Genomic DNA, 24,913 nt, shown 5'->3' on the forward strand with positions numbered 1-24,913 from the left:
CTCGTGCCTGTGTCGTGCTTTGGGATCAGCCGATGACGGATTCCCGTGGCAAAAGGTAGTTGGCGGCGGCTGAGGCGTCTCGACGAGAGGTTGACGGTCCAGCCGAGTTACGCACTCGTCGGCGTGTTGCGCATTCCTTCGGGTCGGGCCAGTCCCGCGCGCATCATTACCCGCCGAGTGGCGATTGCCCTGGCGGCGTTGTTGGTCGGCGCCATTACCGTCTACGTCGATCGGGACGGATACCACGACTCACAGGGCGACGAACTGACGTTCCTGGATTGCCTGTATTACTCGGCGGTGACGTTGTCGACGACCGGTTATGGCGACATCACGCCCATTTCCGAATTCGCGCGCGCGACCAACGTCTTGATCATCACGCCGCTGCGCATCGCGTTCCTGATCCTGTTGGTCGGGACGACGCTCGAGGTGGTCACGGAGACGTCCCGGCAAGCACTGAAGATCCAGCGTTGGAGGAACAGAGTGCGCAACCACACCGTCGTCATCGGCTATGGGACCAAAGGCAAAACGGCGATTACCGCGATGCTCGGTGACGAGGTGGTCCCAGGTGAGATTGTCGTCGTCGACACCGACCGGGCGGCCCTGGACCGCGCGGCGGCGGCGGGGTTGGTCACCGTATATGGCGACGCCACCAAATCCGACGTGCTGCGGTTGGCCGGTGCTCAGCATGCGGCCTCGATCATCGTTGCCGCGAGCCGTGACGACACGGCGGCGCTGGTGACTTTGACCGCCCGCGAGATCTCGCCCAAGGCCAAGATCGTGGCTTCCATCCGGGAGGCCGAAAACCAGCATCTGCTCGAGCAATCGGGGGCGGACTCGGTGGTGGTTTCCTCGGAGACGGCGGGCCGATTGCTTGGCCTTGCCACCACCACTCCCAGCGTTGTGCAGATGATCGAGGATCTGTTGACGCCGGATACCGGGCTGGCGATTGCCGAACGCGAGGTGGAGGCGAGCGAAGTCGGCGGTTCTCCGCGGCATCTGGGAGACATAGTGCTAGGCGTCGTCCGCAACGGACACCTATTGCGTATCGGAATGCCCGAGGTGGACGCCATCGAGGCCGACGACCGTCTCGTCTACGTCCGCAACACGGGGCACTAGTGGCGATCGTCGACTTCCGGCTGCGGGACGTTCCATTCCTGTCGCGTATCGGCGCGGACCGAGCCGACCACTTGCGGACCGATGTCGACGCCGCGGCTGCCGGCTGGGCCGATGCGGCGCTACTGCGGGTGGATTCGCGCAACCAGGTCCTGGTTGCCGATGGCCGAGCGGTGCTGGGTTCGGCGGCCGCGCTGGGCGACAAGCCACCGCCGGAGGCGGTGTTCCTGGGTCGCATCGAGGGCGATCGCCACGTCTGGGCGATCAGGGGCGAACTGGAGCCCCCCGAGGGGGTGGAGGTCGATGTAGTGGACCTTCGCAGGCTCGGCAAGATCTTCGATGACACCAGCAGCCAATTGGTGTCGTCGGCGTTGGCGTTATTGAACTGGCATGACACCGCGCGATTCAGCCCCGTCGACGGCACCCCGACCAAACCCGCCAGGGCCGGATGGTCACGGGTCAGCCTGATCACCGGTCGCGAGGAGTTTCCCCGTATCGACGCGGCGGTGATCTGCCTGGTTCACGACGGCGGTGATCGCGCGGTATTGGCCCGCCAAGCGGCATGGCCGCCGCGGATGTTCTCTCTGCTGGCGGGCTTCGTCGAGGCGGGTGAATCGTTCGAGGTATGCGTGGCCCGCGAGATTCGTGAGGAAATCGGTCTGACCGTCCGTGATGTGCGCTACCTGGGCAGCCAACCCTGGCCGTTCCCGCGCTCGCTGATGGTGGGCTTCCATGCCGTAGCTGACCCGGATCAAGATTTCTCATTCCACGACGGCGAGATCGCCGAGGCCGGCTGGTTCACCCGCGACGAAGTGCGTGCGGCGCTGGACGCGGGCGACTGGACAACCGCCGCATCGGAGTCGGCATTGCGGCTACCGGGGTCCGTCTCGATCGCCCGGATCATCATCGAATCCTGGGCGGCGGCGCGCGATTGAACTGCCGCGATCGAACTACGTGACGCGATCGCAGATCGCGTCAAGCACGGTATTGGCGATCCGTTCAGCCGGTTCGATGCCCAATACGCCGACAGACATCAACACCGCATTCTTGACGCGATACAGATGGCTCCAGCCTTGGTCGGTGATCCGCAACGTGGCAGGGTCCGGCTTGTCCACGTTGAACGTGTACTTGGGGTCATGTAATGCCATGCACGCGTTCAGCGAAGCTTCCAGCTGGTCGAGCGCTGCGCGCGCTGCATGCGCGTCCGGGTAGATGGCAACGGCTTGACTGACCGAATCCACCAAAGCCATGCCGCCGGGGCGAATTTCGTCGGTGACGCCGCTGTAGCCGGCACTCCGGAACTCTATCCAGCCGCTGGCGAAGGTGAGATCACTGGTCCCGGCCGCCCGGCAGGGGCCCGGCGCGTTCAGGTCGCCTGGTGGCGGATGCCGCAAGTCCGCGTGTGAATGTGCGGTCAGTTCCTCGTAATTGGCGATACGCCGTACCTCTTCGATGCTGATGATCAACGCATCGGCACCCGATTGCGGCGTGGCGGCGGTGGCGGTGCTCGGCTTCGCTGATGTGCCCTTGTGCGAGCATGCCGTGATCACGAGTAGCGCAGTGCAGATGATGAACAGTGACTTGCCCGTGCCGGCAAGGGCGGCGCGAATATCTGCCGCGTGCCGCGTCAGCCGCAGCGCCAGATATGTCACGCTCGAGCGGGTTGAGCCGGTTGGCCTCATCGTTGATAGCCGTTTTCTGCGGACCGCCGTCCGCCGTTGGGTGGCGCTTATGGTGCCGGCGAGTTGTGCCCGGAGGTCGACGCCGTAACTTTTATCGTACGGGCGACCGGACCTCTTGTTGGGCACCTTTGCCCAGGCGACGGGCCGTGTCTTGGCCCTGGGTGAACGGCCGACACCGGGCCGCCTCAGCCGCCGACTTCTGCCAGCTTGGCTTTGACCACGTGTGCGCTCGGGTTGGTCAGCGTTGAGCCGTCGGCAAACCTGACCGTCGGGACCGTCCTGTTGCCGCCGTTGACCGAGGCGACAAACTCCGCGGCCGCGCCGTCGTGCTCGATGTCGACCTCGTCGTACGTGATCCCCTCTGTCTTGAGCGCCGTCTTGAGCCGGAAACAGTAGCCACACCATGACGTCGTGTAGATGGTGAGCGCAGCGTTGGTCATAGCTGGTAAACGTAGCCCGGCGGCCATCCGGGTCATGGAGGGGGCCGTGGGATGGGCAGAAGCGAGGGCATCGCCGGTTTACCCGGGCAGCCTTGGGGGGCAGGCGGCACCGGCGACGACGCAGGCCGCGGCGCGTCGAAACGCCCGGCTTGTCGGCCGCCGCTGCCAAGATGGACGCTATGCCGATGGTCGCCGACGCACTGACCGCCGCACTGGACGACCAGCAGCGCCAAGCCGTATTGGCTCCACGCGGACCGGTCTGCGTGCTCGCCGGAGCCGGAACCGGGAAGACGCGCACCATCACGCACCGGATCGCCCGGCTGGTCAGCAGTGGTCATGTGGCTGCCGGTCAGGTACTGGCCGTGACGTTCACCCAGCGTGCGGCGGGGGAGATGCGCGCCCGGTTGCGCACACTGGGCGCCGCCGCGCAGGTCGGTTCGGGCGTCGGCGCGGTGCAGACGCTGACCTTTCACGCGGCGGCGCATCGCCAGCTGCGGTACTTCTGGCCACGCGTGGTCGGTGACATCGGCTGGCAGTTGCTGGACACCAAGTTCGCCGTCGTGGCCCGCGCGGCCAGCCGCACCAGGCTTCAGGCCAGCACCGATGACGTCCGGGATCTCGCCGGCGAGATCGAGTGGGCCAAAGCCTCGCTGATCGGCCCCGAGGATTACCCGAGCGCGGTGGCGGCCGTGCGCCGGGACACCCCGTTGGACGCGGCACACATCGCGGCGGTCTACTCCGAATACGAATCCCTCAAAGTCCGCGACGACAGCGTCACCCTGCTCGATTTCGACGATCTGCTGCTGCACACCGCGGCCGCTATCGAAAATGACGCCGCGGTGGCCGAGGAGTTCCGGGATCGCTACCGCTGCTTCGTCGTCGATGAATACCAGGACGTCACACCGCTGCAGCAGCGGGTGCTGTCGGCGTGGTTGGGGGATCGCGACGATCTGACCGTCGTCGGCGACGCGAATCAGACCATCTACTCGTTCACCGGAGCCTCCCCTCGCTTCCTGCTCGACTTCTCCCGCAGGTTCCCCGACGCCACGGTGGTGCGCCTAGAGCGTGACTACCGGTCCACTCCGCAGGTGGTGTCGCTGGCCAATCGGGTGATCGAAGCCGCGCGGGGCCGGGTCGCGGGCAGCAAGTTGCGGTTATCCGGCCAGCGTGAGCCCGGTCCCGTCCCGTCGTTCCAGGAGTATCCCGACGAGCCCGCCGAGGCCGCCGCGGTGACGGCGTCGATCGGCCGGCTGATCGAAGCCGGTACTGCGCCTTCGGAAATCGCGATTCTGTACCGGGTCAATGCACAGTCGGAGGTCTACGAGGAAGCGCTGACCGAAGCGGGAATCGCCTACCAGGTACGCGGCGGGGAGGGGTTCTTCGACCGTCAGGAGATCAAGCAGGCGCTGGTCGCGTTGCAGCGTGCCGCCGAACGGGGTACCGACGCTGCATTGGCCGACGCGGTCCGCGGCGTTCTGGAACCGCTGGGGTTGACGGCACACGAGCCGGTGGGTGCGCGCGCCCGGGAACGCTGGGAGGGACTTACTGCATTGGCGCAACTGGTCGACGACGAGGTGGCGCAGCGTCCGCATTTACAGCTTCAGGGACTGTTGTCCGAGCTTCGGGCCCGAGCCGACGCCCGGCATCCGCCGGTGGTGCAGGGCGTCACCCTGGCGTCGCTGCATGCGGCCAAGGGCCTGGAGTGGGATGCGGTGTTTCTGGTCGGATTGGCCGACGGCACCTTACCCATCTCGCACGCGCTGGCGCACGGTCCCGACAGTGAGCCGGTCGAGGAAGAGCGTCGCCTGCTCTATGTCGGAATCACCAGGGCCCGAGTGCATTTGGCCCTCAGCTGGGCGCTGGCTCGGGCGCCGGGCGGTCGCCAGAGCCGTAAGCCGTCGCGGTTCCTCAACGGCATTGCGCCGCAGACGCGTGCCGAACCGGGGCCGGGCAAAGCCCGTCGCAACCGGGCCTCCGCCCGCTGCCGGGTCTGCAACAAGGAGCTGACCACCCCGGCGGCCGTCATGCTGCGGCGATGTGAAACATGCGCAGGCGACGTTGACGAGGGGTTGCTGCTGCAGCTGAAGTCGTGGCGGCTGAACATCGCCAAGGAACAGAACGTGCCGGCCTACGTCGTCTTCACCGACAACACCCTCATCGCCATCGCCGAGATGCGCCCCGACGACGACGAGGCGCTCATCGCCATTCCGGGTATCGGTGCCCGAAAGCTGGAACAGTACGGAGCCGACGTGCTCGACATGGTCAGGCAGGCTCGCTGAGCAACGAAACCGCAGGTCAGAAAATCGGTTGTGATTGGCGGCCGTGACCGATTACCCTCGAAACGCACTTCGCTGCCGGCGTTGAAGGCTGGCAAATCGGCAAACGGTACGAGAGGAGGGTGGCCACGATGCTCGACATCAACATGTTCGGTGTGGGCGTGGCTGCCCCGGCGTCAACCGCGGCAACCCCTCATGCCGCCGCACCGGCGGCAGCGGCTAAGCACCGCGTCGCCGCCGCGACCGACGCGTCCGTGGATCGGAGCTCAACGTAGACACTGCGTAGCAGCCCCAGATTTGCCGAATGGCCACGGACCCAAGTCACCAGGATCCGTGGCCAAACTTGTTGGGGGGCAACCTCCCTCACCTGGTCCGGATCACCTTCGAAAGACAGCCCCAAGACCAGGAAGCAGGTGAGCCAGAACATGTCAGCACTGACAGTCCCCAAAAATCGGCTGCCGGCGTTGCCATGCCATGTGGGTAATCCCGACCTATGGTTCGCCGACACCCCAGCTGATCTCGAGCGCGCAAAAACGCTGTGTACCGGCTGCCCGGTGCGGCGCGAATGCTTGGCGGCCGCGCTGGAACGTGCCGAGCCATGGGGCGTCTGGGGCGGCGAGATTTTCGAGCGCGGCGCGATCGTGAGCCGCAAGCGTCCGCGGGGGCGTCCGCGCAAGGTCGCCGCTTAGCAGGCCGGGCCCGGCTCGCCGAGAGCCGGGCCCAGCTTTGTGGAGACATCGACGCCACTCGGCGAAGCGCACGACCGCCGCCGGTTTCCCCGCTCGACCGCGTATCAGACCACGGCCGTATCGGGCTCGGCGAAGCCGGGAATCAGCTCCTCGGTCAGTGACTTGATCGGCACATGCGCATCCAGCTGGCAGAGGATCGCGGCCACCGAGGCAATGACCCGCATCGGAATCGCCAGCTTGGCCGGCAGGTCCATTTGCCGCGCCACCTTGATCTGCGCCACCGATCGGTCGAACTGACTCACGGTCATCCGCTGCAGCCACTTGCGGGTGTAGTGGAAGACGTCGACTTCGATGGGTTCGACGTACTGGCGCAGCATCTCGTCGATCTCCCGGACCGAGACCTGCTGGCCCTGCTGGATGAAGCCGGCCTTCTCCATGGTCGGCAACAGCAGGTCGTAATTCTTGTCGCGGGCCAGCCGGATCGTCATTCCCAGCTCGACGGGGTAGCCGCCGGGTAGTGGTGCTACGGCGCCGAAGTCGATGACGCCCATTCGGCCGTCCGGCAGCAGCATGAAGTTCCCGGGGTGGGCGTCACCGTGCAGCATCCCGAGCCGGCGTGGGGCGTCGAAGGTGAGCTCTATCAGGCGGGTCCCGATCAGGTCGCGCTGTTCTTGGTTGCCGTTTCGGATGATCGCCGACATGGGCACGCCGTCGATCCATTCCTGGATCACCACCTTGGGTGCGCTGGCCACCACCCGCGGCACCGCGAAGTGTGGGTGGTCGTGGTACGCCTTGGCAAAGGCCCGCTGGTTGTCGGCCTCCAACCGGTAGTCGAGCTCCATCTCGGTGCGTTCGATCAGTTCGTCGACGACACCTTGAACATCGGCGCCCGGCGAGAGCTGTTTGAGCACGCCGACCATGCGTTGCATGGTCTTCAGGTCGGCCCGCAGGGCCTCGTCGGCACCCGGGTACTGAATCTTGACGGCCACTTCGCGGCCGTCGGACCACACCGCCTTGTGCACTTGGCCGATGCTGGCCGAGGCAACCGGGGTGTCATCGAACGAACTGAACCGTTCACGCCACTTCGTGCCCAGCTGTGCGTCGAGCACCCGGTGGACCTTGGCCGCGGGCAGCGGCGGGGCATCCTTCTGCAGCTTGGTCAGCGCATCGCGATAGGGCTCGCCGAACTGCTCGGGGATGGCTGCTTCCATCACCGACAACGCCTGGCCGACTTTCATCGCCCCGCCTTTGAGCTCGCCCAGGACGGTGAACAACTGGTTGGCGGCCTTCTCCATCAGCTCGGCGTTGACCTCGTCTTTCGACTTGCCGGTCAGCCGTTTGCCGAAGCCAAGCGCCGCCCGGCCGGCCATGCCGACCGGAATGCTGGCCAGCTTGGCGTTTCGCGCGGCGCGGCCGCGTTTGATGTCTGACACATACCCATCATCCATGACGGTTGCGCCAACCGGGTATTGATCCGGTATCAACCGGCCGCGCGGGTGCGGCGCGCCCGGGCCGCTGAGCACCGGACCGACGGCGCCCATCTCGCCTTCGGCTCGCCGGATGGCGGGTGCATTTTCGGATCGCCGCCGGCACAGCGCCTATGTAGTCTCTTGCAGGTCGCAACGGTGTGACGCATCGATCCCCACATCCGGAGGGTGGACCGCCAAAGCCATGTCAGCAAAGCAAACCCAGCACGACACCGCCGATGCCTTATTTAGGGCGATTATCGAAACGCTAGACAAGCACCGCAAAGACGGCACCCTGACCGAAGGCGTGCTGGACGACTTGGCCAGAGCCTATGCGGCGGTGTCTACGAACGTCCCGGAGCAGGGCCGTCTCGGTTAGACCCCGTCACGCCACCGTCAGCACGAGCACAACGGATGCCGGGTCCATTGGCGCGCCACAATGGAGCCGGCGTTGAGGTCGAACTCCAGCGTGGCGTTGAGAGCCGACGGCGGATCGTGGTCGGCTTGTTCACCGCCCACCGCGGCGATCACCCGGTTGACCTGGCTGAGGGCCAGTGCGGCCGTCGCCAGCAACGTCGCTCGGTCAGCCACTCCGACGGTGCCGCGCAGCTGTGCAGCGATTGCCGGCCAGGCGCAGTCCACGTCGCTGCGGTGCAGATCGGCGCAGCGTAGGCAGCTCGTCACGCCCGGGATAACCAGCGGTCCTACCAGGCCGGTGCCGTCACGAACCCGAACGAGCAGGTGCGCAATGCCCTCGTTGTGCATATCGCGCACCAAACGTGGATCGGCTACCAGATAGTCGGACAACACCACCAAATCCACCGTGCCGCTGCTGACCGCGGCATGCGGTTGGCTGCTCTGCCCGACCCGGGCCCCCGAGCAGCGCAGCGCCTGCATCAGCAGGTCCGACAACGGTCCGCGCCCGTGGATCCGGATCGACGCCGCGCGGCCCGGGCAGCCTCGATGCCCGTGGGTGGCGACGCCGGCGCTGACCAATTGCCTGACGAGGTTCACCACCTCCTCGCCGTCCACCAATCCCTGGCTGACGGCTTGGCGCTGCAGCTCGGTGATCGGTGTCGGCGAGCGCATGGACCGCAATAGCGCGGCCACCGCCGAGGCGCTCAGGCCGCCGGGTGGATGCACCAGCACGGCCCGGCGCGGATCCCAGCCCACCTGCACGGCGCCGTCGGGCCGCAGGAGCACCGGCATCGCCGGATCAAGCGAATACAAGGTGGGAACTGCCTGCGGCATGACCAGAAACTGTGCCACGCCGGGCTCGGCTAGCGGCTCAGTTATCCACAGGGCCGGGGCCGGAGTCTTCCGGGCCGCCGGTCTCACGGTCGAGTTCGGCGATTGCCTCGTCGATGCCGCTGGTGTCACCACCGATGACCTGGTCGATGAACGCGGCCGGGTCGTCCAGATCGTCGGCCGCGGGCAGCAGGTCGGGATGCTGCCACAGCGCGTCCCGGGCGTCCACGCCGGCGGCCTGGGTCAGGCGCTCCCACAGCGCGCCGGCCTCCCGCAGTTTGCGCGGCCGTAGCTCCAGCCCGACCAGGGTCGCGAACGTCTGTTCGGCGGGACCGCCGCTGGCCCGGCGCCGGCGCAGCGTCTCGCTGAGTGCGGCGGTGCCCGGAATACGCTCGCCGAGCGCATCGGTCACCACGGTTTGAACCCAGCCCTCGATCAGGGCGAGCAGCGTCTCGAGCCGCTCGAGCGCCTGGATCTGGGTCGGTGTCGCCTTGGGCTCGAATACCCCCTCGCTGAGCAACCGCTCCATGGCGGCGGGATCGGTCAGCGTGGCCGGATTGAAGTCGCGGGCCAGCTCCTCGATTCCGGTCATGTCGATCTTCATGCCCTTGGCGTACGCCTCGACAGCGCCCAGCAGCTGCCCGGCCAGCCAGGGAACGTGGCCGAAGAGGCGATGATGGGCGGCCTCACGGGCGGCCAGGAAGGTCAGGATCGCGCTGCGCGGCTGCTCCAGGCCGGACGAAAAGTCCTCGACGGCGGCGGGCAGGATTGCGGCCACACCCTTAGGTCCCAGCGGCAGGCCGATGTCGGTCGATGTCAGCACCTCCTGCGACAACCGGCCGAGCGCCTGACCCAGCTGCGAACCGAATGCTATGCCGCCCATCTGCGACATCACCGTGAGCAGCGGGCCGGCCATGCTCTTGGCCTCCTCCGGCAGCGACGACGCCCAGACCGTCGAGATCTGCTCGGCCATCGGATCGCACAGTCGCTTCCAGACGTCCAAGGTGTTGTCGACCCAGTCGGTGGGGCTCCAGCCCACCGCCCTGGTGGTGCCGGCGGGCAATGAGGTGGCCCCGTCCAGCCAGGTCTCCGCCAGGTGCACCGCGTCGGCGATCGCGGAGTTGGTCGCTTCCGGGATGGGCGCCGTGAACCCGACCGAGCTGGCTGCCACTTGGCGGGCCAGGGCGTAGTTGACCGGTCCGGAACTCTGACCCGCGGTCATCGCGCTGCCGACACCGCCGAACATCTCGCCCAACCGGGTGAAGATCTGACCCAGGTCGGCCATGGCGGAATCCCCGCTAAAACCGAACGGGCCCAGCGGGTTAGCGCCCGAGCCGGGGTCGGGTTCGTTCTTCCCGCGTTTGTCGCGGTCGGGGTCGTCTCCGGAGGAGAAACCGAAAGGCAGGTCAGCCATACGGTCAACGGTACCCATCAGGGCAGAAGAAAGCGCCATCCGCCGTCACGCTCGCAGCTGAACCGGCCTCGGCGGCCCCGTCTAGTCTATGCGGCGTGAACAGGCGGATTTTGACGTTGATGGTCGCGCTGGTGCCCATCGTGGTGTTCGGCGTATTGCTCGCGGTCGTGACGGTGCCATTCGTGTCGCTGGGACCCGGGCCCACATTCGACACCCTGGGCGAAGTCGACGGCAAACAGGTCGTCGACATCGAAGGCACCCAAACACATCCGACGTCTGGTCATCTGAACATGACGACGGTGTCCCAGCGCGACGGTCTGAGTCTGGGCGAGGCCATAACACTGTGGCTCTCCGGGCAAGAACAGCTGGTGCCCCGCGATCTTGTCTACCCGCCGGGCAAGTCGCGGGAGGAGGTCGACAAGGCCAACAACGCCGATTTCAAGAACTCCGAAGACAGCGCCGAGTACGCGGCCCTGGGTTATCTGAAGTATCCGGAAGCGGTAACCGTCGCCTCGGTCAACGATCCCGGACCGTCGGCGGGCAAGCTGAAAGCCGGTGACGCTATCGACGCGGTCAACGGCACGCCGGTGGCCAATGTCGAGCAGTTCACCGGATTGCTGAAGAACACCAAGCCCGGCCAGTCGGTGACCATCGACTTCCGTCGCAAGAACGAGCCGGCCGGTGTCGCGCAGATTACGCTCGGCACCAACAAGGACCGCGACTACGGATTCATGGGGGTGGCGGTGCTGGACGCGCCGTGGGCGCCGTTCGTGGTGGATTTCAACCTCGCCAATGTGGGCGGCCCGTCGGCCGGGTTGATGTTCAGTCTTGCGGTGATCGACAAACTCACCACCGGTGACCTGGTTGGGTCGACCTTCGTCGCGGGTACGGGCACCATCGGCATTGACGGCAAGGTCGGCGCTATCGGGGGGATCACGCACAAGATGGCCGCCGCGCGTGCCGCCGGCGCCACGGTGTTTCTGGTGCCGGCGAAAAACTGCTACGAGGCGGCCTCCGACATCCCGCCTGGTCTGCGGCTGGTGAAGGTCGAGACGCTCGGCCAGGCGGTGGACGCGTTGCATGCGATGACTGCCGGAGCCGCGACGCCGAGTTGCTAATGCTCTGAGATGCGTACAGTTGTGACCGACTGGACAAATCTGCGGCAGCAGCCAATACCGAGCAGGGAGCGTAGCTAGTGGGGATGCGGCCGTCCGCACGTATGCCGAAGCTGACTCGGCGTAGCCGGATTCTGATCTTGATCGCGTTGGGTGTCATCGCGGTGCTGCTCGCCGGGCCACGCCTGATCGACGCGTACGTCGATTGGCTGTGGTTCGGCGAACTGGGCTACCGGTCGGTGTTCACCACCGTGCTGGTCACCCGAATCGTGGTGTTTCTGGTGGGTGGACTGTTGGTCGGCGGCATCGTCTTTGCCGGGCTGGCGTTGGCCTACCGCACCCGGCCGGTCTTCGTGCCGAGCAACGACAATGACCCGGTGGCGCGTTATCGGGCCCTCGTGCTGGCTCGGCTGCGGCTGGTGGGCATCGGCGTGCCGGCGGCGATCGGACTGCTGGCCGGCGTCGTCGCGCAGGGCTACTGGGTTCGGATCCAGTTGTTCTTGCATGGCGGTGATTTCGGCGTCAGGGACCCGCAGTTCGGGAAGGACCTAGGCTTCTACGCCTTCGAATTGCCGTTCTACCGGCTGGTACTCAGCTATCTGTTCGTAGCCGTGTTCCTGGCGCTCGTGGTAAACCTGGTGGCGCACTACATCTTTGGCGGCATACGGCTTTCCGGTCGCACGGGCGCTCTGAGCCGCTCGGCGCGTATCCAACTGGTCAGCCTGGTCGGGATGCTGGTGCTGCTCAAGGCCGTCGCCTATTGGTTGGATCGCTACGAGCTGCTATCACACAGCCGTGGCGGTAAGCCGTTCACCGGTGCCGGCTACACCGATATCAACGCGGTCCTGCCGGCGAAGCTGATCCTGATGGCGATCGCGTTGATCTGCGCGGCGGCGGTGTTCTCCGCAATCACCCTGCGGGACTTGCGGATTCCGGCTATCGGTTTGGCCCTGTTGCTGCTGTCGTCGCTGATCGTCGGTGCCGCCTGGCCGATGATCGTCGAGCAGATCAGCGTCAAACCCAACGCCGCGCAGAAGGAAAGCGAATACATCAGCCGCAGCATAGCCGCGACCCGGCAAGCCTATGGTCTGACGTCGGACGTGGTGACTTATCGCAACTACACCGGCGAGGGTCAGGCGACTGCGCAGCAGGTCGCCGCCGACCGCGCCACGACTTCGAACATCCGGTTGCTCGACCCCACGATCGTCAGCCCGGCATTCACACAGTTCCAGCAGGGCAAGAACTTCTACTACTTCCCCGACCAGCTGTCGATCGACCGCTACGTCGACCGCAACGGAAACCTGCGTGACTACGTCGTGGCGGCGCGGGAACTCAACCCCGACCGGCTGATCGACAACCAGCGCGACTGGATCAACCGGCACACGGTGTACACGCACGGCAACGGATTCATCGCGTCGCCGGCCAACACCGTGCGCGGGATCGCCAACGACCCGAACCAGAACGGCGGTTACCCGGAGTTCCTGGTCAACGTCGTCGGCGCCAACGGAACCGTGGTGTCCGACGGCCCGGCACAGTTGGACCAGCCGCGGATCTACTTCGGACCGGTCATCTCCAACACGTCCGCCGACTATGCGATTGTCGGAAAGACCGGCGCAGACCGGGAATACGACTATGAAACCAGCACCGAAACCAAGAACTACACCTACACCGGCAGCGGCGGCGTCCCGGTCGGCAGCTGGATTTCCCGCACCGTATTCGCCGCGAAGTTCGCCGAGCGGAACTTCTTGTTCTCCAATGTGATCGGTTCCAACAGCAAGATCTTGTTCAACCGGGATCCGGCGCAGCGGGTGGAGGCGGTGGCGCCGTGGCTCACCACCGACAGCGCGGTGTACCCGGCGATCGTCAACAAGCGGCTGGTGTGGATCATCGACGGCTACACCACCCTGGACAACTATCCCTACTCCGAGCTGACGTCGTTGTCGTCGGCGACCGCCGATTCCACCGAGGTGGCGTTCAACCGGCTGGCCCCCGACAAGAAGGTCTCCTACATCCGCAACTCGGTGAAGGCCACCGTCGATGCCTACGACGGCACCGTGACGCTGTATCAGCAAGATGAACGGGACCCGGTGCTGCGGGCGTGGATGCAGGTCTTCCCCGGTACGGTCAAGCCCAAGAGCGACATCACGCCCGAGCTCGCCGAGCATCTGCGTTACCCCGAAGACCTATTCAAGGTGCAACGGATGCTGCTGGCCAAATACCACGTCAACGACCCGGTGACGTTCTTTTCCACCTCGGATTTCTGGGACGTGCCGCTGGACCCGAACCCGACCGCCAGCAGCTATCAGCCGCCGTACTACATCGTTGCGAAAAACATTGCCAAGGACGATAATTCGGCTGCATACCAGTTGATCAGCGCGATGAACAGGTTCAAGCGCGACTACCTGGCCGCTTACATCAGCGCCAGCTCCGACCCCGCGACATACGGCAAGATCACGGTGCTGACCATCCCGGGACAGGTCAACGGTCCCAAGCTGGCCAACAACGCGATCACCACCGACCCCGCGGTATCGCAGGACCTCGGCGTGATCGGGCGCGATAACCAGAATCGGATCCGCTGGGGCAACTTGCTCACCTTGCCGGTGGCTCAGGGTGGGCTGCTGTACGTCGAACCGGTATATGCCTCCCCGGGCGCCAGCGACGCCGCCTCGTCCTACCCGCGGTTGATCCGGGTGGCGATGATGTACAACGACAAGGTCGGATACGGCCCCACCGTGCGCGATGCGCTCAACGGGTTGTTCGGGCCAGGGGCCGGTGACGCGGCGGCCGGAATACAACCGACCGAGGCCGGCGTGCCGCCGACGGCCGTGGTGCCACCGCCCCCGGACGGGACTGCCACCTTGTCGCCGGCCGAAGCGGCTGCGCTACAAGAGATTCAGGCTGCGATCGGCGCGGCGCGAGACGCGCAGAAGAAAGGCGATTTCGCCGCCTACGGGTCAGCGCTGCAGCGGCTCGACGAGGCCATCACCAAGTTCAACAACGCCAAGTAGGCGGGTGGTGCCGGGTAGCGGCGATCACTGCCCCTTGACGTTCATGATCTGTCGCAGCGACGTCACGATGTCGACGAGCGGCTCGGCATCGACCATGACGCGGTCGATGTCCTTGTAGGCCTGCGGGATCTCATCGATCCACTCTTTGCCGTGGCGGTATTCAATGCCGACCATCGCGGCGGCCAGATCCTGTTCGGTGAACAGTTGCTTGGCCTTGGTCCGGCTGAACCGGCGACCGGCCCCATGCGGGGCCGACCAGAGGCCGTCGTGGTTTCCCTTGCCGCGCACGATGTAGGAGCGAGTGCCCATCGAGCCGGGAATGATCCCCAATTTGCCTTCGGTTGCGTCGATTGCGCCCTTGCGGGTGAGCCAGACGCTTTCGCCGCCGATCTTCGTCGCGACGGTGTAGTTGTGGTGGCAGTTGATGCGTTGGGACTCCACGCGTTGCGGCTGCACACCCAGCCACGAGGCGAAGACGTGGATGAAGCGATCCATCATCTCCGCCCGGTTGAGATAGGCGAAGCGCTGTGCCCACTCCAAATCCTTGAGGTAGCGGTCGAACTCGGCCGTTCCCTCTGTGAAGAACGCCAGATCGCGGTTGGGCAGCCTGATACCGGGGTCAGCCGAGCAGCGTTGCAAGGCGATCTTGATGTGCCGCTGTGCGATCTTGTTGCCTACGCCGCGTGAGCCGCTGTGCAGGAACAGCCAGACGTTGTCCTCGGTGTCGACACAGAGTTCGATGAAGTGGTTGCCACCGCCGAGAGATCCCAACTGCTCCATCCACTTTGGGCTATGGGATAGGTCGACGTCGAGATCCTGCTGTAGCTGCAGGAGCTCGTTGTGCTTCTTGGCGGTGAACGGGAACCGTTGCAGGCTCTTGTTGTAGTTCCCCGGTGACAGCGGAATCGCGTCTTCTACTAGGCGCCGCAGCGCGGGTAACTGTGCGGCGTACTCGCCGCCGAACCGGTCTGACAGATCCCGCTCGGTGAACCGCGTTGTGGCCGCGACCATGCCGCAGCCGATGTCCACCCCGACGGCCGCGGGAATCACGGCGCCCTTGGTGGGTATCACGGTGCCGACGGCCGAGCCTTTGCCCAGGTGGGCGTCGGGCATGAGGGAGACGTGCGGGTGGACGAACGCCATCGATGCGGTGAGTTTTGCTTGCTCGACGGTGTCGCCGGCGATTTCGCTGGCGAAGTTGAGTAGCTTCGGCCCGAGGCGTTGCGGCATGGTGAACTCCTTCGGACGCGATTATAGTTGGCCAGCACGAGCGTGGGGCGGCACCGATTGGGTGTGGATCATGTTGCAGCTCTTGGTTGTTCGTTGCCGGGCCACTACCTGCTGCGGAGTTAACTCGTAGCGGCCAAGCCTGGGATGCTATCCGGCCGAAGCCCTCGGCCGCAAAGCAATTTACGCTGGTCACTGACGGCCGGTGGTGGCCGACGGAACGAGGTCAGCGGTTCCGCTGCGCGTTGTAGCTGTGGGAATTGCCGGCGAGCCAGATGCAGGCGCGCCTTGCGGTTGGATGCCGGTCGACGCACGGTGAAATTGACTGACGGGTTCGCCCGATGGGCGAGCGGAAGCGCCGTGCCGAGGCAAGCGCTGCCGGGATTTCGGGGTGAATCCCGGGGGCTGCTTCAGTGCGGGGTCGACTCCTTACGGTCGGTCAGGGCGACATGGGTGTGTCGTGTTTCAGGCTGCTACTGCGCTGTTGACCGCGCGATTTGGTCAGGTTCACAGATGTTCGGTAACCTGGCATTCACCAACGCGGGGTGGAGCAGCTCGGTAGCTCGCTGGGCTCATAACCCAGAGGTCGCAGGTTCGAATCCTGTCCCCGCTACCAGCGGAGATGGCCCTCAGGCGCAAGCCGGAGGGCCATTTTCATGCGGGTTGGCAACGCTTTGGGGAACATTCGCAACGCTAATGACGCGTTGGGAACGGCATCGGGCCACAGCGGCGAGCATCCGGTTTGGGAGCGGTGGTGCCCCCAGTTGTTCGCGCCCGCTGAGAAATGTGCCCTCAGCGTCCGACGGGCCAGTGCTCGATCGTGATGTCGTCCATGGGAAAGTCGGCGGGGTTGCCTGTCGCCAAGCGCGCATTGATGCCGGCGGTCGCCGCGGCGATCAGGCAGTCGGCCTGGTGAAGGGTGATCCCGCGTTCGGCGAACTGGCGGCGCCAGCTTCCAGCGCGAATTCCTTCGGTCGGGCCCAACGGTGCACACCGTAGGCCGCGCACCAGTCGTTGCGCTACGGCATCTTCGCCCGGAAGCAGTCCGCGCCAAATCTCCTCGATCGAAATCGCACAGGTCCACGGCTCGTCACCTTGTCGGCGCAGAGCGCGCAGTCGCTCGCCCGCCGGGCGGCCGCGCAGAGCGTCGATGAGAACGGTCGAGTCGAGCAGGATCCTCCCCACGTCAGCCGACGCGACGCTGGTCGGAGCGTTGTCTGCGGACCCATTCGCCGGGATCGTCATCCCATTCGTGGCCCTCGTCAGGGATGGCCCCAAGCGCTGCCTCGATATCGTCCCATCGCCGCTCGTCGTCGAGGCCGCGGCGAATCAACTCTGCGATGAATGCGCTGCGTCTCCGGCTTCCGGCCCGCCGGTCGAGTTCGGCAACGAGCTCGTCATCGACGGTAATGTGCAGTCGCATGTGCTGACTATAGCCCACTAACGTGGTAGCACTTTGCCGCACTCGTGCGTCAGTGGGCAGCACCGTCCGTAGCGCTTTACCGCGAAGCGGATCGGCCGCGAGTTCGACGCCGCATCATCGGGGTTGAGGGCCACGGCGGCCGGGCCGACTCGGCCGTGCCGCAGCGGCGAATGCCCAACCCGTGCTTGGCGGGCCGCCCGGACTTTTTCATGGCCAAGGACAGCCGGGCCTACCCAGGGGCGATCGTCACATCACGGCCCTTCCGGAGTACCCGCCCGAACTTGTCGGCGGCCTTGCCTACGCTTCACTCGTGGAATACGCGAAGATCGATGCTTTGCGGGACCGGCACCCCGCTTGGCGACTGCTCCGCGCCGGCAATGCCACGCTGATCCTGGCGTTCCTCGGGGCGTTTTTTGTCGAGGACAACCGTGGCGCGTGCCCAGCGAGCCAGGTCGCGGCCGCGTTGGACGACCACCTGTACGCACTGAACGCCGAGATTCCCACCGAGAACGGGCAGGAACGGTTTCCGAAGGACGCTCGGTCCTACCTGGAGGATTGGTCGGCCACCGACGCCGCGTATCTGCGACGGTTTTACCCGGCCGGCGACGACGAAGTCCACTATGAGGTGACGCCGGCGTTCGAGAAGGCCTACGCGTGGGTAACAGGCCTTAAAGGCAGGGCCTTCGTGGGGACCGAGTCCAGGCTGCACACCGTCGTCGAACTGCTGCGACAGATCGTCCACGGAACCGAGGTCGAACCCGAGGTCCGGCTCGCCGAATTACGGCGCCGCCGTAACGAAATCGACGCCGAGATCGCCGCCGTGGAAGCCGGCATCGTTCAGCTACTCGACGCGACCGGAGTCCGCGACCGCTACCAGCAGCTCGCCACCACCGCGCGGGAACTGCTCTCGGACTTTCGCGAGGTCGAAGAGAACTTCCGGCTCCTCGACCGGGCGGCGCGGGAGAAGATCGCGGCGTGGGATGGGTCCAAGGGCGAACTGCTCGCCGAGCTGGTGGGAAGCCGCTCGCAGATCGCCGGCTCAGACCAGGGCCGGAGCTTCCAGGCGTTCTACGACTTCCTGCTGTCTGAGTCGCGCCAGGCCGAACTCGCCGAACTCCTGGCGAAGGTGTCCACCCTCAAGACCATCGAAGCCGACCATCGGATTCGCGGAATTCACCACGACTGGTCTGAAGCTGCCGATCGAGCGCAGCGCACCGTCCGGCAGATATCCGAACAACTGCGCCGCTTCCTCGATGACCAGGTTTGGCTGGAGAACCGGCGAGTGCTCGACTTGGTCAGAGCGGTGGAGAGCACCGCGCTCGAAATCCGCGGCGACCCACCGTCTTTCGGGCTCGAACTAGACCAGCCGGGCATCGAGATCGCGCTTCCGTTCGAGCGCCCGCTCTACCAGCCGCCGGCGGCGGTCGCGGTCGAGAGCCATATCCCGGCCGAAACCGAGGAGGTCGACACCGGTCTGCTCTTCGTCCAGACCTTCATCGACCAAGCGCGGTTGATCGAGACCATCCGCGATGTGCTGCCGGAGAACTCTTCGGCGCTGTTGTCCGACATTGTCGCGGCCCGCCCGATCGAGCAGGGTGCCGCAGAGATCGTCGGCTATCTGGCACTCAACGACGAGGACGTGATGGTCGACATGGACGACACCGACGAGACGCTGCTGGAATACTGCGACCCTGCCGACCCGGACGTCACCAAGCGGGCGAGGCTGCCGAAGGTGACGGTGCGGCGACGATGAGCAACGAGCATGCGATCGCCAGCGCCATCATCCGGCTGATGCAAGGTGTCGTCTATCGCGATTCCGACGAGGACACCTGGCTGACCTTGGAGCGCCTAGGAGCCGGCGTGCGAGACCATTTCGCCACCATCGGCGTCGACGTGGTGATCGACGACGCCGAGGGCTACGTCTATCTTCGCTCCCGGCCAGAGCAAGACGGTGATGAGGCGCTCCCGCGCCTGGTGCGCAGGCGAGCGCTGACGTACAACGTCAGCCTGCTGCTGGTGCTGCTACGCAAACGGCTCGTCGAGTTCGAGACGACCGGCGGTGAGGGCCGACTGGTTCTCGCCACCGACCAGATCGTGGAAATGCTGCGACTCTTCCAGGCCGAGTCCACCAACGACGCGCGCGTCGTAGACCAGGCCGAGACGACGATCAAGAAGGCCGCCGAACTGGGCTTCCTGCGCCAGCTACCCCGTCAACGCGACCATTGGGAGGTGCGGCGCATCCTCAAGGCCTACGTCGACGCCCAAACCCTGTCGGACTTTGCGGCCAAGCTGCGCGAATACGCCGGGGCGGTGACCAGTGATGAGTGAAACACGATCTACCACGGCCGATCTCGGAGATACCAGACGGGCCGGCTACCGGCTGCAGCACGCGGAGCTGTTGAACTGGGGCACCTTCGACAGCCACGTCTGGCGGTTCACCCCTGGCACCGATACCGCGCTGCTCACCGGTGACATCGGTTCGGGCAAGTCGACAATCGTCGACGCACTCACCACCTTGTTGGTGCCGTCCCACAAAGCCGCCTACAACAAAGCCGCGGGCGCCGAAGCCAGGGAACGCACCCTGCGCTCTTACGTTGAAGGCCACTACAAATCGGAGCGCAATGAGGCCACCGGAAAATCCCGCGCCAAGGGCCTGCGCGAGAACCGGCGAACGTACTCGGTGATCCTCGGAGTCTTCACCAACCACGGCTACGACGAAACGGTCACCCTGGCCCAGGTCTTTCAGCAGCGCGAGAGCACCGGACAGCCCTACCGTTTCATGGTCACAGCCACCAAAGAACTCTCGATCGCGACGGACTTTGCCGACTTCGGCTCCGATCTACGCGACCTGCGCAAGCGGCTGCGGGCCGCCGGAGCTGACATCTTCGACGAATTCCCCAAGTACGCAACCTCATTGCGTCGGCTGCTGGGCATCCGATCGGAGCAGGCCCTGGAGCTGTTCCACCAGACCGTCTCGCTGAAGTCTGTGGGCAACCTCAACGATTTCGTGCGCGACCATATGCTGGAACCTAGCGACGCCAGTCCGCGCGTCTGTGACATTATTGGCCACTTCGAAGACCTGACCAGGGCACACGATGCCGTCAAGCGGGCGCGGGAGCAACTGGAAGCGCTCGAACCCGTCGTCCAGACGGCGGCGAAGTACGACGATGCCCTCGCCGAGCGCGATGACCTGGAGCGCCAGCGATCCGCCGTGCGCCTCTTCATCGCAGAGTTTCGGTCGAATCTGCTGGCCGGCGAGATCGCGCAGCTGGAAACCGACGGCGCCGCCCTGTGGCAGGAGCAGGACACCGCCAAAGCCAGGCAGCAGACGCTCACGCGCGAACGCGAATCCCTCATCGAGGAGCGCGCGAAAGCGGGCGGCGATCGCATCGGCGAGCTGGAACGCCTCGCCTGCGAGGCTCGCGACCAGGCCGAAACCCGCCGTCGCGCAAGGACTTTGTTCGACGACGCTGTCGCTAGCGCCGGACTGAAGGCGGTCGCCAGCAGCGACGAGTTCATGGCCCTATCGGTTCTGGTCGCCGCCGAGCGCCCGCGGCTGGTAGCCAAGAAGAGAGACCTCGACGCAGCCAGCGCCGAAGCGATCGGACGCGAGAAAGAGCTGCAACGCAAGTGCGGTCACATCACTGATGAGCTCACCAGCCTGCAACAGCGCACCAGCAACCTGCCCGTGGAGCAGGTCGAGGTGCGCGCCGAGATGTGCGCGGCCCTCGGGCTGACGCCGGCGGATCTTCCTTACGCGGGTGAGCTTCTCGACGTCTTCGACGAGCACGCGCAGTGGCGGGGAGCTGCCGAACGCGTGTTGCGCGGGTTCGCCCTCTCGCTGCTGGTGCCGCAACAGCACTACGACGCCGTCGCCGGCTGGGTGAACGGCCGACGGCTCACCTTCCACGGCCGCGGTGGCAAAGTGGCCGGCGCCAAGCTGGTCTATGAAAGGGTTCCCCGGCAACGGGTACGCCTCCAGCCGCCGGAGCATGACGGGCTGCTACTCGCCGACTGCATCGACGTCAAGGACGGGCCGCTCCGCGAGTACCTCGTCAACGAACTCACGAAACGAGCCGACTTCCGTTGCGCGGCAAGCCTAGAGCAGTTCCGCGGCCAGCGGCGGGCCGTCACCCGAGAGGGTCAGGTGCGCTCCGGTGAGCGCCACGAGAAGGACGACCGGCATCGCGTCGACGACCCTCGTCGTTGGGTTCTCGGCTGGGCCAACGAGAAAAAGGTCGCCGCGCTGCGCACCGAGCTCGCCGAGCTGGAATCCGAGCGCGAAGCGGCGGCATCCGAGCAGGCCAGGCTCAGCGGGTTGCGGGAAGCGCTGCAAGAACGGCTGGATGCACTACTTCGGATCGAGGGATTCCGCTCCTGGGCCGATCTCGACGTTGACGAGGCGCAGTCGCGCGCGAACGACCATGACGCCGAACGGGTTCGGTTGCAGGCCGGCTCGTCACGTTTGGAGGAGATTGCCCGAGCGCTTGCGGACAACGCCAAACAAGCTGATGCGGTGGCGACTTCGATCGAGCAACTCACCGGCAAGCTGGCCACCACGGCCGCGAAAGCAAATCAAGCAAAACGGGACAAGAAGCGCGACGACGAATTCGTCGGGGACCAGCCGGAGGCACAGTTGGCGGCGGCCCGCCAATCGTATCCGGCCCTCACCGAACGACTGGGCAAGAACTGCCCGGCGCGGGCAGCGGACTGCGCCGAGACCGAGAACGCTCTCTCGGCTGATCTCCATCACCGTATCGACCGACTCAACAAGGAACTTGGCGGCTACGCCCAGAGCTTGATCCAGTCGATGCTCAAGGTATTGATCCGCTGGCCCGGGCTTCGCGCGGACATGGACGCCAATGTCGATGCCCGCCAAGAGTTCCTGGCGTTCCGAGACCGTATCGCGACCGACGATCTCCCGCGCTTCGAGAGCGAATTCAAGGAACAGCTCAACAAGAACGCCATCCAGGAGTTGGCCGGGTTCAACAACTGGCTGCACCGGCAGGCCTCGGGAATCGACCAGCGCGTCGACCGCATCAACGAGGCGCTCGGCGCGGTGCCCTACAACCCGGGCCGTTTCATCCGGTTGGAGAAGGAGCCCACCACAAACCAGGACATTGCGCAATTCCGCGCAGACTTACGCAACCTGACCAATGACAGTCTCGCGGTCGACGGCGATCAATACTCCGAGCAGCGCTTCCTCGACGTCAAGCGAATCATCGAGCGCTTCCGCGGTCGTGACGGCTACGCCGAATCGGACAAGAACTGGACCCGACGGGTCACCGACGTGCGCAACTGGTTCGTCTTTTCGGCCTCCGAGCGCGACGTCGAAACCGGTGCCGAGTGGGAGCATTACAGCGACTCCGATGGCAAGTCCGGCGGCCAGAAGGAAAAGCTCGCCTACACGATCTTGGCGGCGTCGCTGGCCTATCAGTTCGGGCTCGAGTGGGGTGCCGCGCAGTCACGCGACTTCCGTTTCGCGGTCATCGACGAAGCCTTCGGGCGTGGTTCGGATGTCTCGACGCGCTACGCGCTGGACCTGTTTGCGACGCTTGGGCTGCAACTTCTCATCGTCACGCCGTTGCAGAAGGTTCACGTCATCGAGCCGTATGTGAAGGCAATCGGATTCGTCGACAATCCGACCGGAACGTTCTCCCGCCTCCAGACGATGACGATCGAGGAGTACCGGACACGACGTGACGGACGGCGGCCATGAGTGCCAGGTGGACCACACCGGATGACATTGCCACCAGGGTCAGACGCCGGTGGGACGACGGATCACTGTTACGTGCCTACGCCAACGGCGATCCGTTCGAACCGATCGAAGTGCCACTACGTGGCCCCAAACCGTCGCAGGTCGGTGACGACATCGCCGCCGCCCGCGACTGGGTGGCCGCGCTCGACGACGGCGGTCGCGACGGTCGCCGATACACCCTGCACTGGCACTCGATCGGCGGCAGGCGGATCGGCCATAACCAGCTGCCCGTCCGCGCGGTGGTCTCCTCGATCGAGCAGGCCTGTGCGTTGTTGGGTGTAGCGACGTTGGTTCGTCGTTTCGACGAGCTTCTGGCTCTCGCAGATGGATATCCGCGGGTTCGAGAGTGGATCGTGGACCACCCGCACCACGCGCTCGGCCTAGGGTCTGAGATGTCGCAGCTGATCGCTGCCTACGTGTGGCTCGACGGTCACCGTCAATCGAATCGGTATCTGCGCGAGATCACTGCACCCGGCGTCGACACCAAGTTCGCCGAGCGGCACCGACCGGTTCTGGCGGCGATGCTTGGCGTTTCATCGACAGCCTCGGGATTCCTTGCGGGACTTGGCCTCCGGTCGAAGCCCGCACTGGTCCGACTCCGGCCCGCACCCTCGTTGGGCCTGCCGGCTGCGCTCACCGAGCTGGCGGTGCGCTCTGAGGAGTTGGCTCAGCTCAGGATTGAGCCACGGGTGGCTCTGGTCATTGAGAACGAGATCAGCTATCTAAGTGTCGACGTCCCCGAGGACGGTGTTGTGCTGTGGGGGAAGGGCTTTGATGTCGACAGCGTCGGTAGGCTGGGATGGCTGGCCGAAGCCGAGGTCTTGTACTGGGGCGACATCGACACACACGGCTTCGCCATTCTCGACCGGCTGCGGGCATGGCTCCCACAAGCCCGCTCGGTGTTGATGGACCGTGAGACGCTGGTCGCCCATCGCGACCGTTGGGTGACCGAGGATCGTCCGGCCACGTCTAGTCTCACGCGACTGACGCTTGACGAGCAGGACCTCTATTCGGATCTCGTCGCCGATGGGTTGGGTGAACGCGTGCGCCTGGAACAGGAGCGAATCGACTGGCAGCGGGTCATGCATCGGCTGTCGGCAGTCAGCCTTCATAAGGGGGTGTAGTCGACCGATGCCCGCGCGTTGTCAAGGACGTGCTGGCCGTGCCCGCCGTCATGGCGCTACGGAGGATGCGATGAGGCGCGCTACCGCCGAATCATTGCAGTCGTAGGCAAACTCGAGAATCGGGCAATTCCTGCCGGCCTCGTTCGATTACCTGCTGTAAAACGTTTCCTCGCTGCGCGTCAACAGCGTCCCTGATGCCGCTGACGCTGGGGGTACGGCGAAACACCGCTTCTCGAAGACGAATTGGTGGCCCCGCCGCCTGATGTGGTGCTGATGTTGAGTGAATCCGTGACCACAGCCGCGGTCTACGGCCAAGGAGCTGCCGACGGCGGCTCTTGGCGGCTCACTGCCGACCGATTGCTCCCTCATGGACTTGCACGTCGGCCCGTACGAAGACATTTGGACACGGGCGGGTAATGGGGGGTCGTGCGATGTGAGTTATCGGGCTTTGCTACCAGCAGATTGCTGTCGAGTTCCGTAATTCGTCGAGGAGTTGGCTCATACTTTATCGCCGGGAGACCACCGACGACTGGACGGGGTGCTGTGGCCCAGCGCACACACGTCAGCAGCATGTTCGGATGAACCGTCCCCAGGGACGATACTGTGGTCGGCCTTCCGGCGGAGACTACAATGGCTAGTTTTCACGCGCCGTTGACAATCGTGACAGCGCCAGTGCGGGCACGCTCAGATGCGCTTTAGTACGGCAGTCGGTAGTCGTGTTGTCGCCGGCTCGGCAAAGGTGCCACGATGCAAAGCAACACCGATTCATAGAATGGGCCGTGTATGCAGCTGCCCTCTCTGTCTAACCTGTGTGAGACGTTGAAGTAGATGAGTCTTCTGTGAGAAGCAGGGCGAGGACTGGATTCTGATTCCGTGACGATGACACTGGCCGATACCGCCGCGGTGGCGGTGGCCGATGATGGGAACGTG

General features: G+C 65.2%; 19 protein-coding genes and 1 tRNA gene. 12 read left to right on the forward strand and 8 right to left on the reverse strand.

What is annotated here, in order from left to right; all coding sequences use genetic code 11:
- Window positions 1-45 precede the first annotated feature (45 nt).
- Together BST40_RS07305 and nudC are read left to right on the forward strand one after the other, a co-directional pair.
- Window positions 46-1,116, forward strand: a complete 1,071-nt coding sequence (locus BST40_RS07305) for a potassium channel family protein (RefSeq protein WP_083153877.1) — start codon at window positions 46-48, stop codon at window positions 1,114-1,116.
- Window positions 1,116-2,048: an NAD(+) diphosphatase gene (nudC, locus tag BST40_RS07310; RefSeq protein WP_075548911.1), complete on the forward strand. Its 933-nt coding sequence runs from the start codon at window positions 1,116-1,118 to the stop codon at window positions 2,046-2,048. Before BST40_RS07305 ends, nudC begins: the two co-directional genes overlap by 1 nt.
- 15 nt (window positions 2,049-2,063) lie before the next feature.
- Here the strand turns inward: nudC and BST40_RS07315 are convergent, their stop codons facing one another.
- Together BST40_RS07315 and mrx1 are read right to left on the reverse strand one after the other, a co-directional pair.
- The gene (locus BST40_RS07315; protein ID WP_075548933.1) at window positions 2,064-2,723 is read right to left on the reverse strand and encodes a sensor domain-containing protein; all 660 of its coding nucleotides are present in this window, start codon (window positions 2,721-2,723) and stop codon (window positions 2,064-2,066) included.
- Window positions 2,724-2,980: 257 nt separating this feature from the next.
- A complete protein-coding gene (gene mrx1, locus BST40_RS07320) occupies window positions 2,981-3,235 on the reverse strand; it encodes a mycoredoxin Mrx1 (RefSeq protein WP_075548910.1) in 255 nt (84 codons plus the stop codon).
- Window positions 3,236-3,414: 179 nt separating this feature from the next.
- Here mrx1 and BST40_RS07325 point away from each other — a divergent pair, with 179 nt between their 5' ends.
- A complete protein-coding gene (locus BST40_RS07325) occupies window positions 3,415-5,514 on the forward strand; it encodes an ATP-dependent DNA helicase UvrD2 (protein WP_089025048.1) in 2,100 nt (699 codons plus the stop codon).
- A gap of 422 nt (window positions 5,515-5,936) precedes the next feature.
- The gene (locus tag BST40_RS07330; RefSeq protein ID WP_075548932.1) at window positions 5,937-6,200 is read left to right on the forward strand and encodes a WhiB family transcriptional regulator; all 264 of its coding nucleotides are present in this window, start codon (window positions 5,937-5,939) and stop codon (window positions 6,198-6,200) included.
- A 104-nt stretch (window positions 6,201-6,304) separates the two neighbouring features.
- Here the strand turns inward: BST40_RS07330 and BST40_RS07335 are convergent, their stop codons facing one another.
- Window positions 6,305-7,648 carry a macrolide-binding ATPase MABP-1 gene (locus BST40_RS07335; protein ID WP_075548931.1) on the reverse strand — a complete coding sequence of 448 codons (1,344 nt, stop codon included), beginning with the start codon at window positions 7,646-7,648 and terminating at the stop codon, window positions 6,305-6,307.
- 223 nt (window positions 7,649-7,871) lie between these two features.
- Between BST40_RS07335 and BST40_RS28910 the strand changes: the two genes are divergently transcribed.
- Entirely contained in the window at window positions 7,872-8,045 is a 174-nt protein-coding gene (locus BST40_RS28910) for a hypothetical protein (RefSeq protein ID WP_023371764.1), read from the forward strand.
- Between the two features lie 17 nt (window positions 8,046-8,062).
- On the opposite strand, the gene BST40_RS07340 is transcribed toward BST40_RS28910, so the two are convergent.
- Complete coding sequence (locus BST40_RS07340) at window positions 8,063-8,917, reverse strand: cyclodehydratase (protein ID WP_083153891.1); 855 nt, start codon at window positions 8,915-8,917, stop codon at window positions 8,063-8,065.
- Between the two features lie 37 nt (window positions 8,918-8,954).
- Window positions 8,955-10,346 (reverse strand): zinc-dependent metalloprotease, encoded by a 1,392-nt coding sequence (locus tag BST40_RS07345; RefSeq protein WP_089025044.1) that lies wholly within the window; start codon window positions 10,344-10,346, stop codon window positions 8,955-8,957.
- Window positions 10,347-10,423: 77 nt separating this feature from the next.
- Between BST40_RS07345 and BST40_RS07350 the strand changes: the two genes are divergently transcribed.
- A complete protein-coding gene (locus BST40_RS07350) occupies window positions 10,424-11,446 on the forward strand; it encodes a YlbL family protein (RefSeq protein WP_075548907.1) in 1,023 nt (340 codons plus the stop codon).
- A 77-nt stretch (window positions 11,447-11,523) separates the two neighbouring features.
- The gene (locus BST40_RS07355; protein ID WP_083153879.1) at window positions 11,524-14,451 is read left to right on the forward strand and encodes a UPF0182 family protein; all 2,928 of its coding nucleotides are present in this window, start codon (window positions 11,524-11,526) and stop codon (window positions 14,449-14,451) included.
- Between the two features lie 24 nt (window positions 14,452-14,475).
- Here BST40_RS07355 and BST40_RS07360 read toward each other — a convergent pair whose 3' ends face one another.
- Window positions 14,476-15,681 (reverse strand): RtcB family protein, encoded by a 1,206-nt coding sequence (locus BST40_RS07360; protein ID WP_075548905.1) that lies wholly within the window; start codon window positions 15,679-15,681, stop codon window positions 14,476-14,478.
- Between the two features lie 536 nt (window positions 15,682-16,217).
- On the opposite strand from BST40_RS07360, the gene BST40_RS07365 reads away from it, so the two are divergent.
- Window positions 16,218-16,294: transfer RNA gene (locus BST40_RS07365), tRNA-Met, on the forward strand.
- A gap of 176 nt (window positions 16,295-16,470) precedes the next feature.
- Here the strand turns inward: BST40_RS07365 and BST40_RS07370 are convergent.
- Both BST40_RS07370 and BST40_RS07375 read right to left on the reverse strand, forming a co-directional pair.
- Window positions 16,471-16,863 carry a PIN domain-containing protein gene (locus tag BST40_RS07370; RefSeq protein ID WP_075548904.1) on the reverse strand — a complete coding sequence of 131 codons (393 nt, stop codon included), beginning with the start codon at window positions 16,861-16,863 and terminating at the stop codon, window positions 16,471-16,473.
- Between the two features lies 1 nt (window position 16,864).
- A complete protein-coding gene (locus BST40_RS07375; RefSeq protein ID WP_082275593.1) occupies window positions 16,865-17,101 on the reverse strand; it encodes a hypothetical protein in 237 nt (78 codons plus the stop codon).
- A 310-nt stretch (window positions 17,102-17,411) separates the two neighbouring features.
- Between BST40_RS07375 and BST40_RS07380 the strand changes: the two genes are divergently transcribed.
- From BST40_RS07380 to BST40_RS07395, 4 genes are read left to right on the forward strand one after another with little or no spacing between them, the layout of a single operon-like run.
- A complete protein-coding gene (locus BST40_RS07380; protein ID WP_075548902.1) occupies window positions 17,412-18,854 on the forward strand; it encodes a DUF3375 domain-containing protein in 1,443 nt (480 codons plus the stop codon).
- Window positions 18,851-19,429: a DUF4194 domain-containing protein gene (locus BST40_RS07385; RefSeq protein WP_083153881.1), complete on the forward strand. Its 579-nt coding sequence runs from the start codon at window positions 18,851-18,853 to the stop codon at window positions 19,427-19,429. The genes BST40_RS07380 and BST40_RS07385 overlap by 4 nt, the downstream gene beginning before the upstream one ends.
- The gene (locus BST40_RS07390; protein ID WP_083153882.1) at window positions 19,422-22,820 is read left to right on the forward strand and encodes an ATP-binding protein; all 3,399 of its coding nucleotides are present in this window, start codon (window positions 19,422-19,424) and stop codon (window positions 22,818-22,820) included. Before BST40_RS07385 ends, BST40_RS07390 begins: the two co-directional genes overlap by 8 nt.
- Window positions 22,817-23,983: a Wadjet anti-phage system protein JetD domain-containing protein gene (locus BST40_RS07395; RefSeq protein WP_083153884.1), complete on the forward strand. Its 1,167-nt coding sequence runs from the start codon at window positions 22,817-22,819 to the stop codon at window positions 23,981-23,983. The genes BST40_RS07390 and BST40_RS07395 overlap by 4 nt, the downstream gene beginning before the upstream one ends.
- The last annotated feature ends 930 nt before the right edge of the window (window positions 23,984-24,913 follow it).

The sequence above is a fragment of the Mycobacterium persicum genome, assembly GCF_002086675.1.
Classification (GTDB): domain Bacteria; phylum Actinomycetota; class Actinomycetes; order Mycobacteriales; family Mycobacteriaceae; genus Mycobacterium; species Mycobacterium persicum.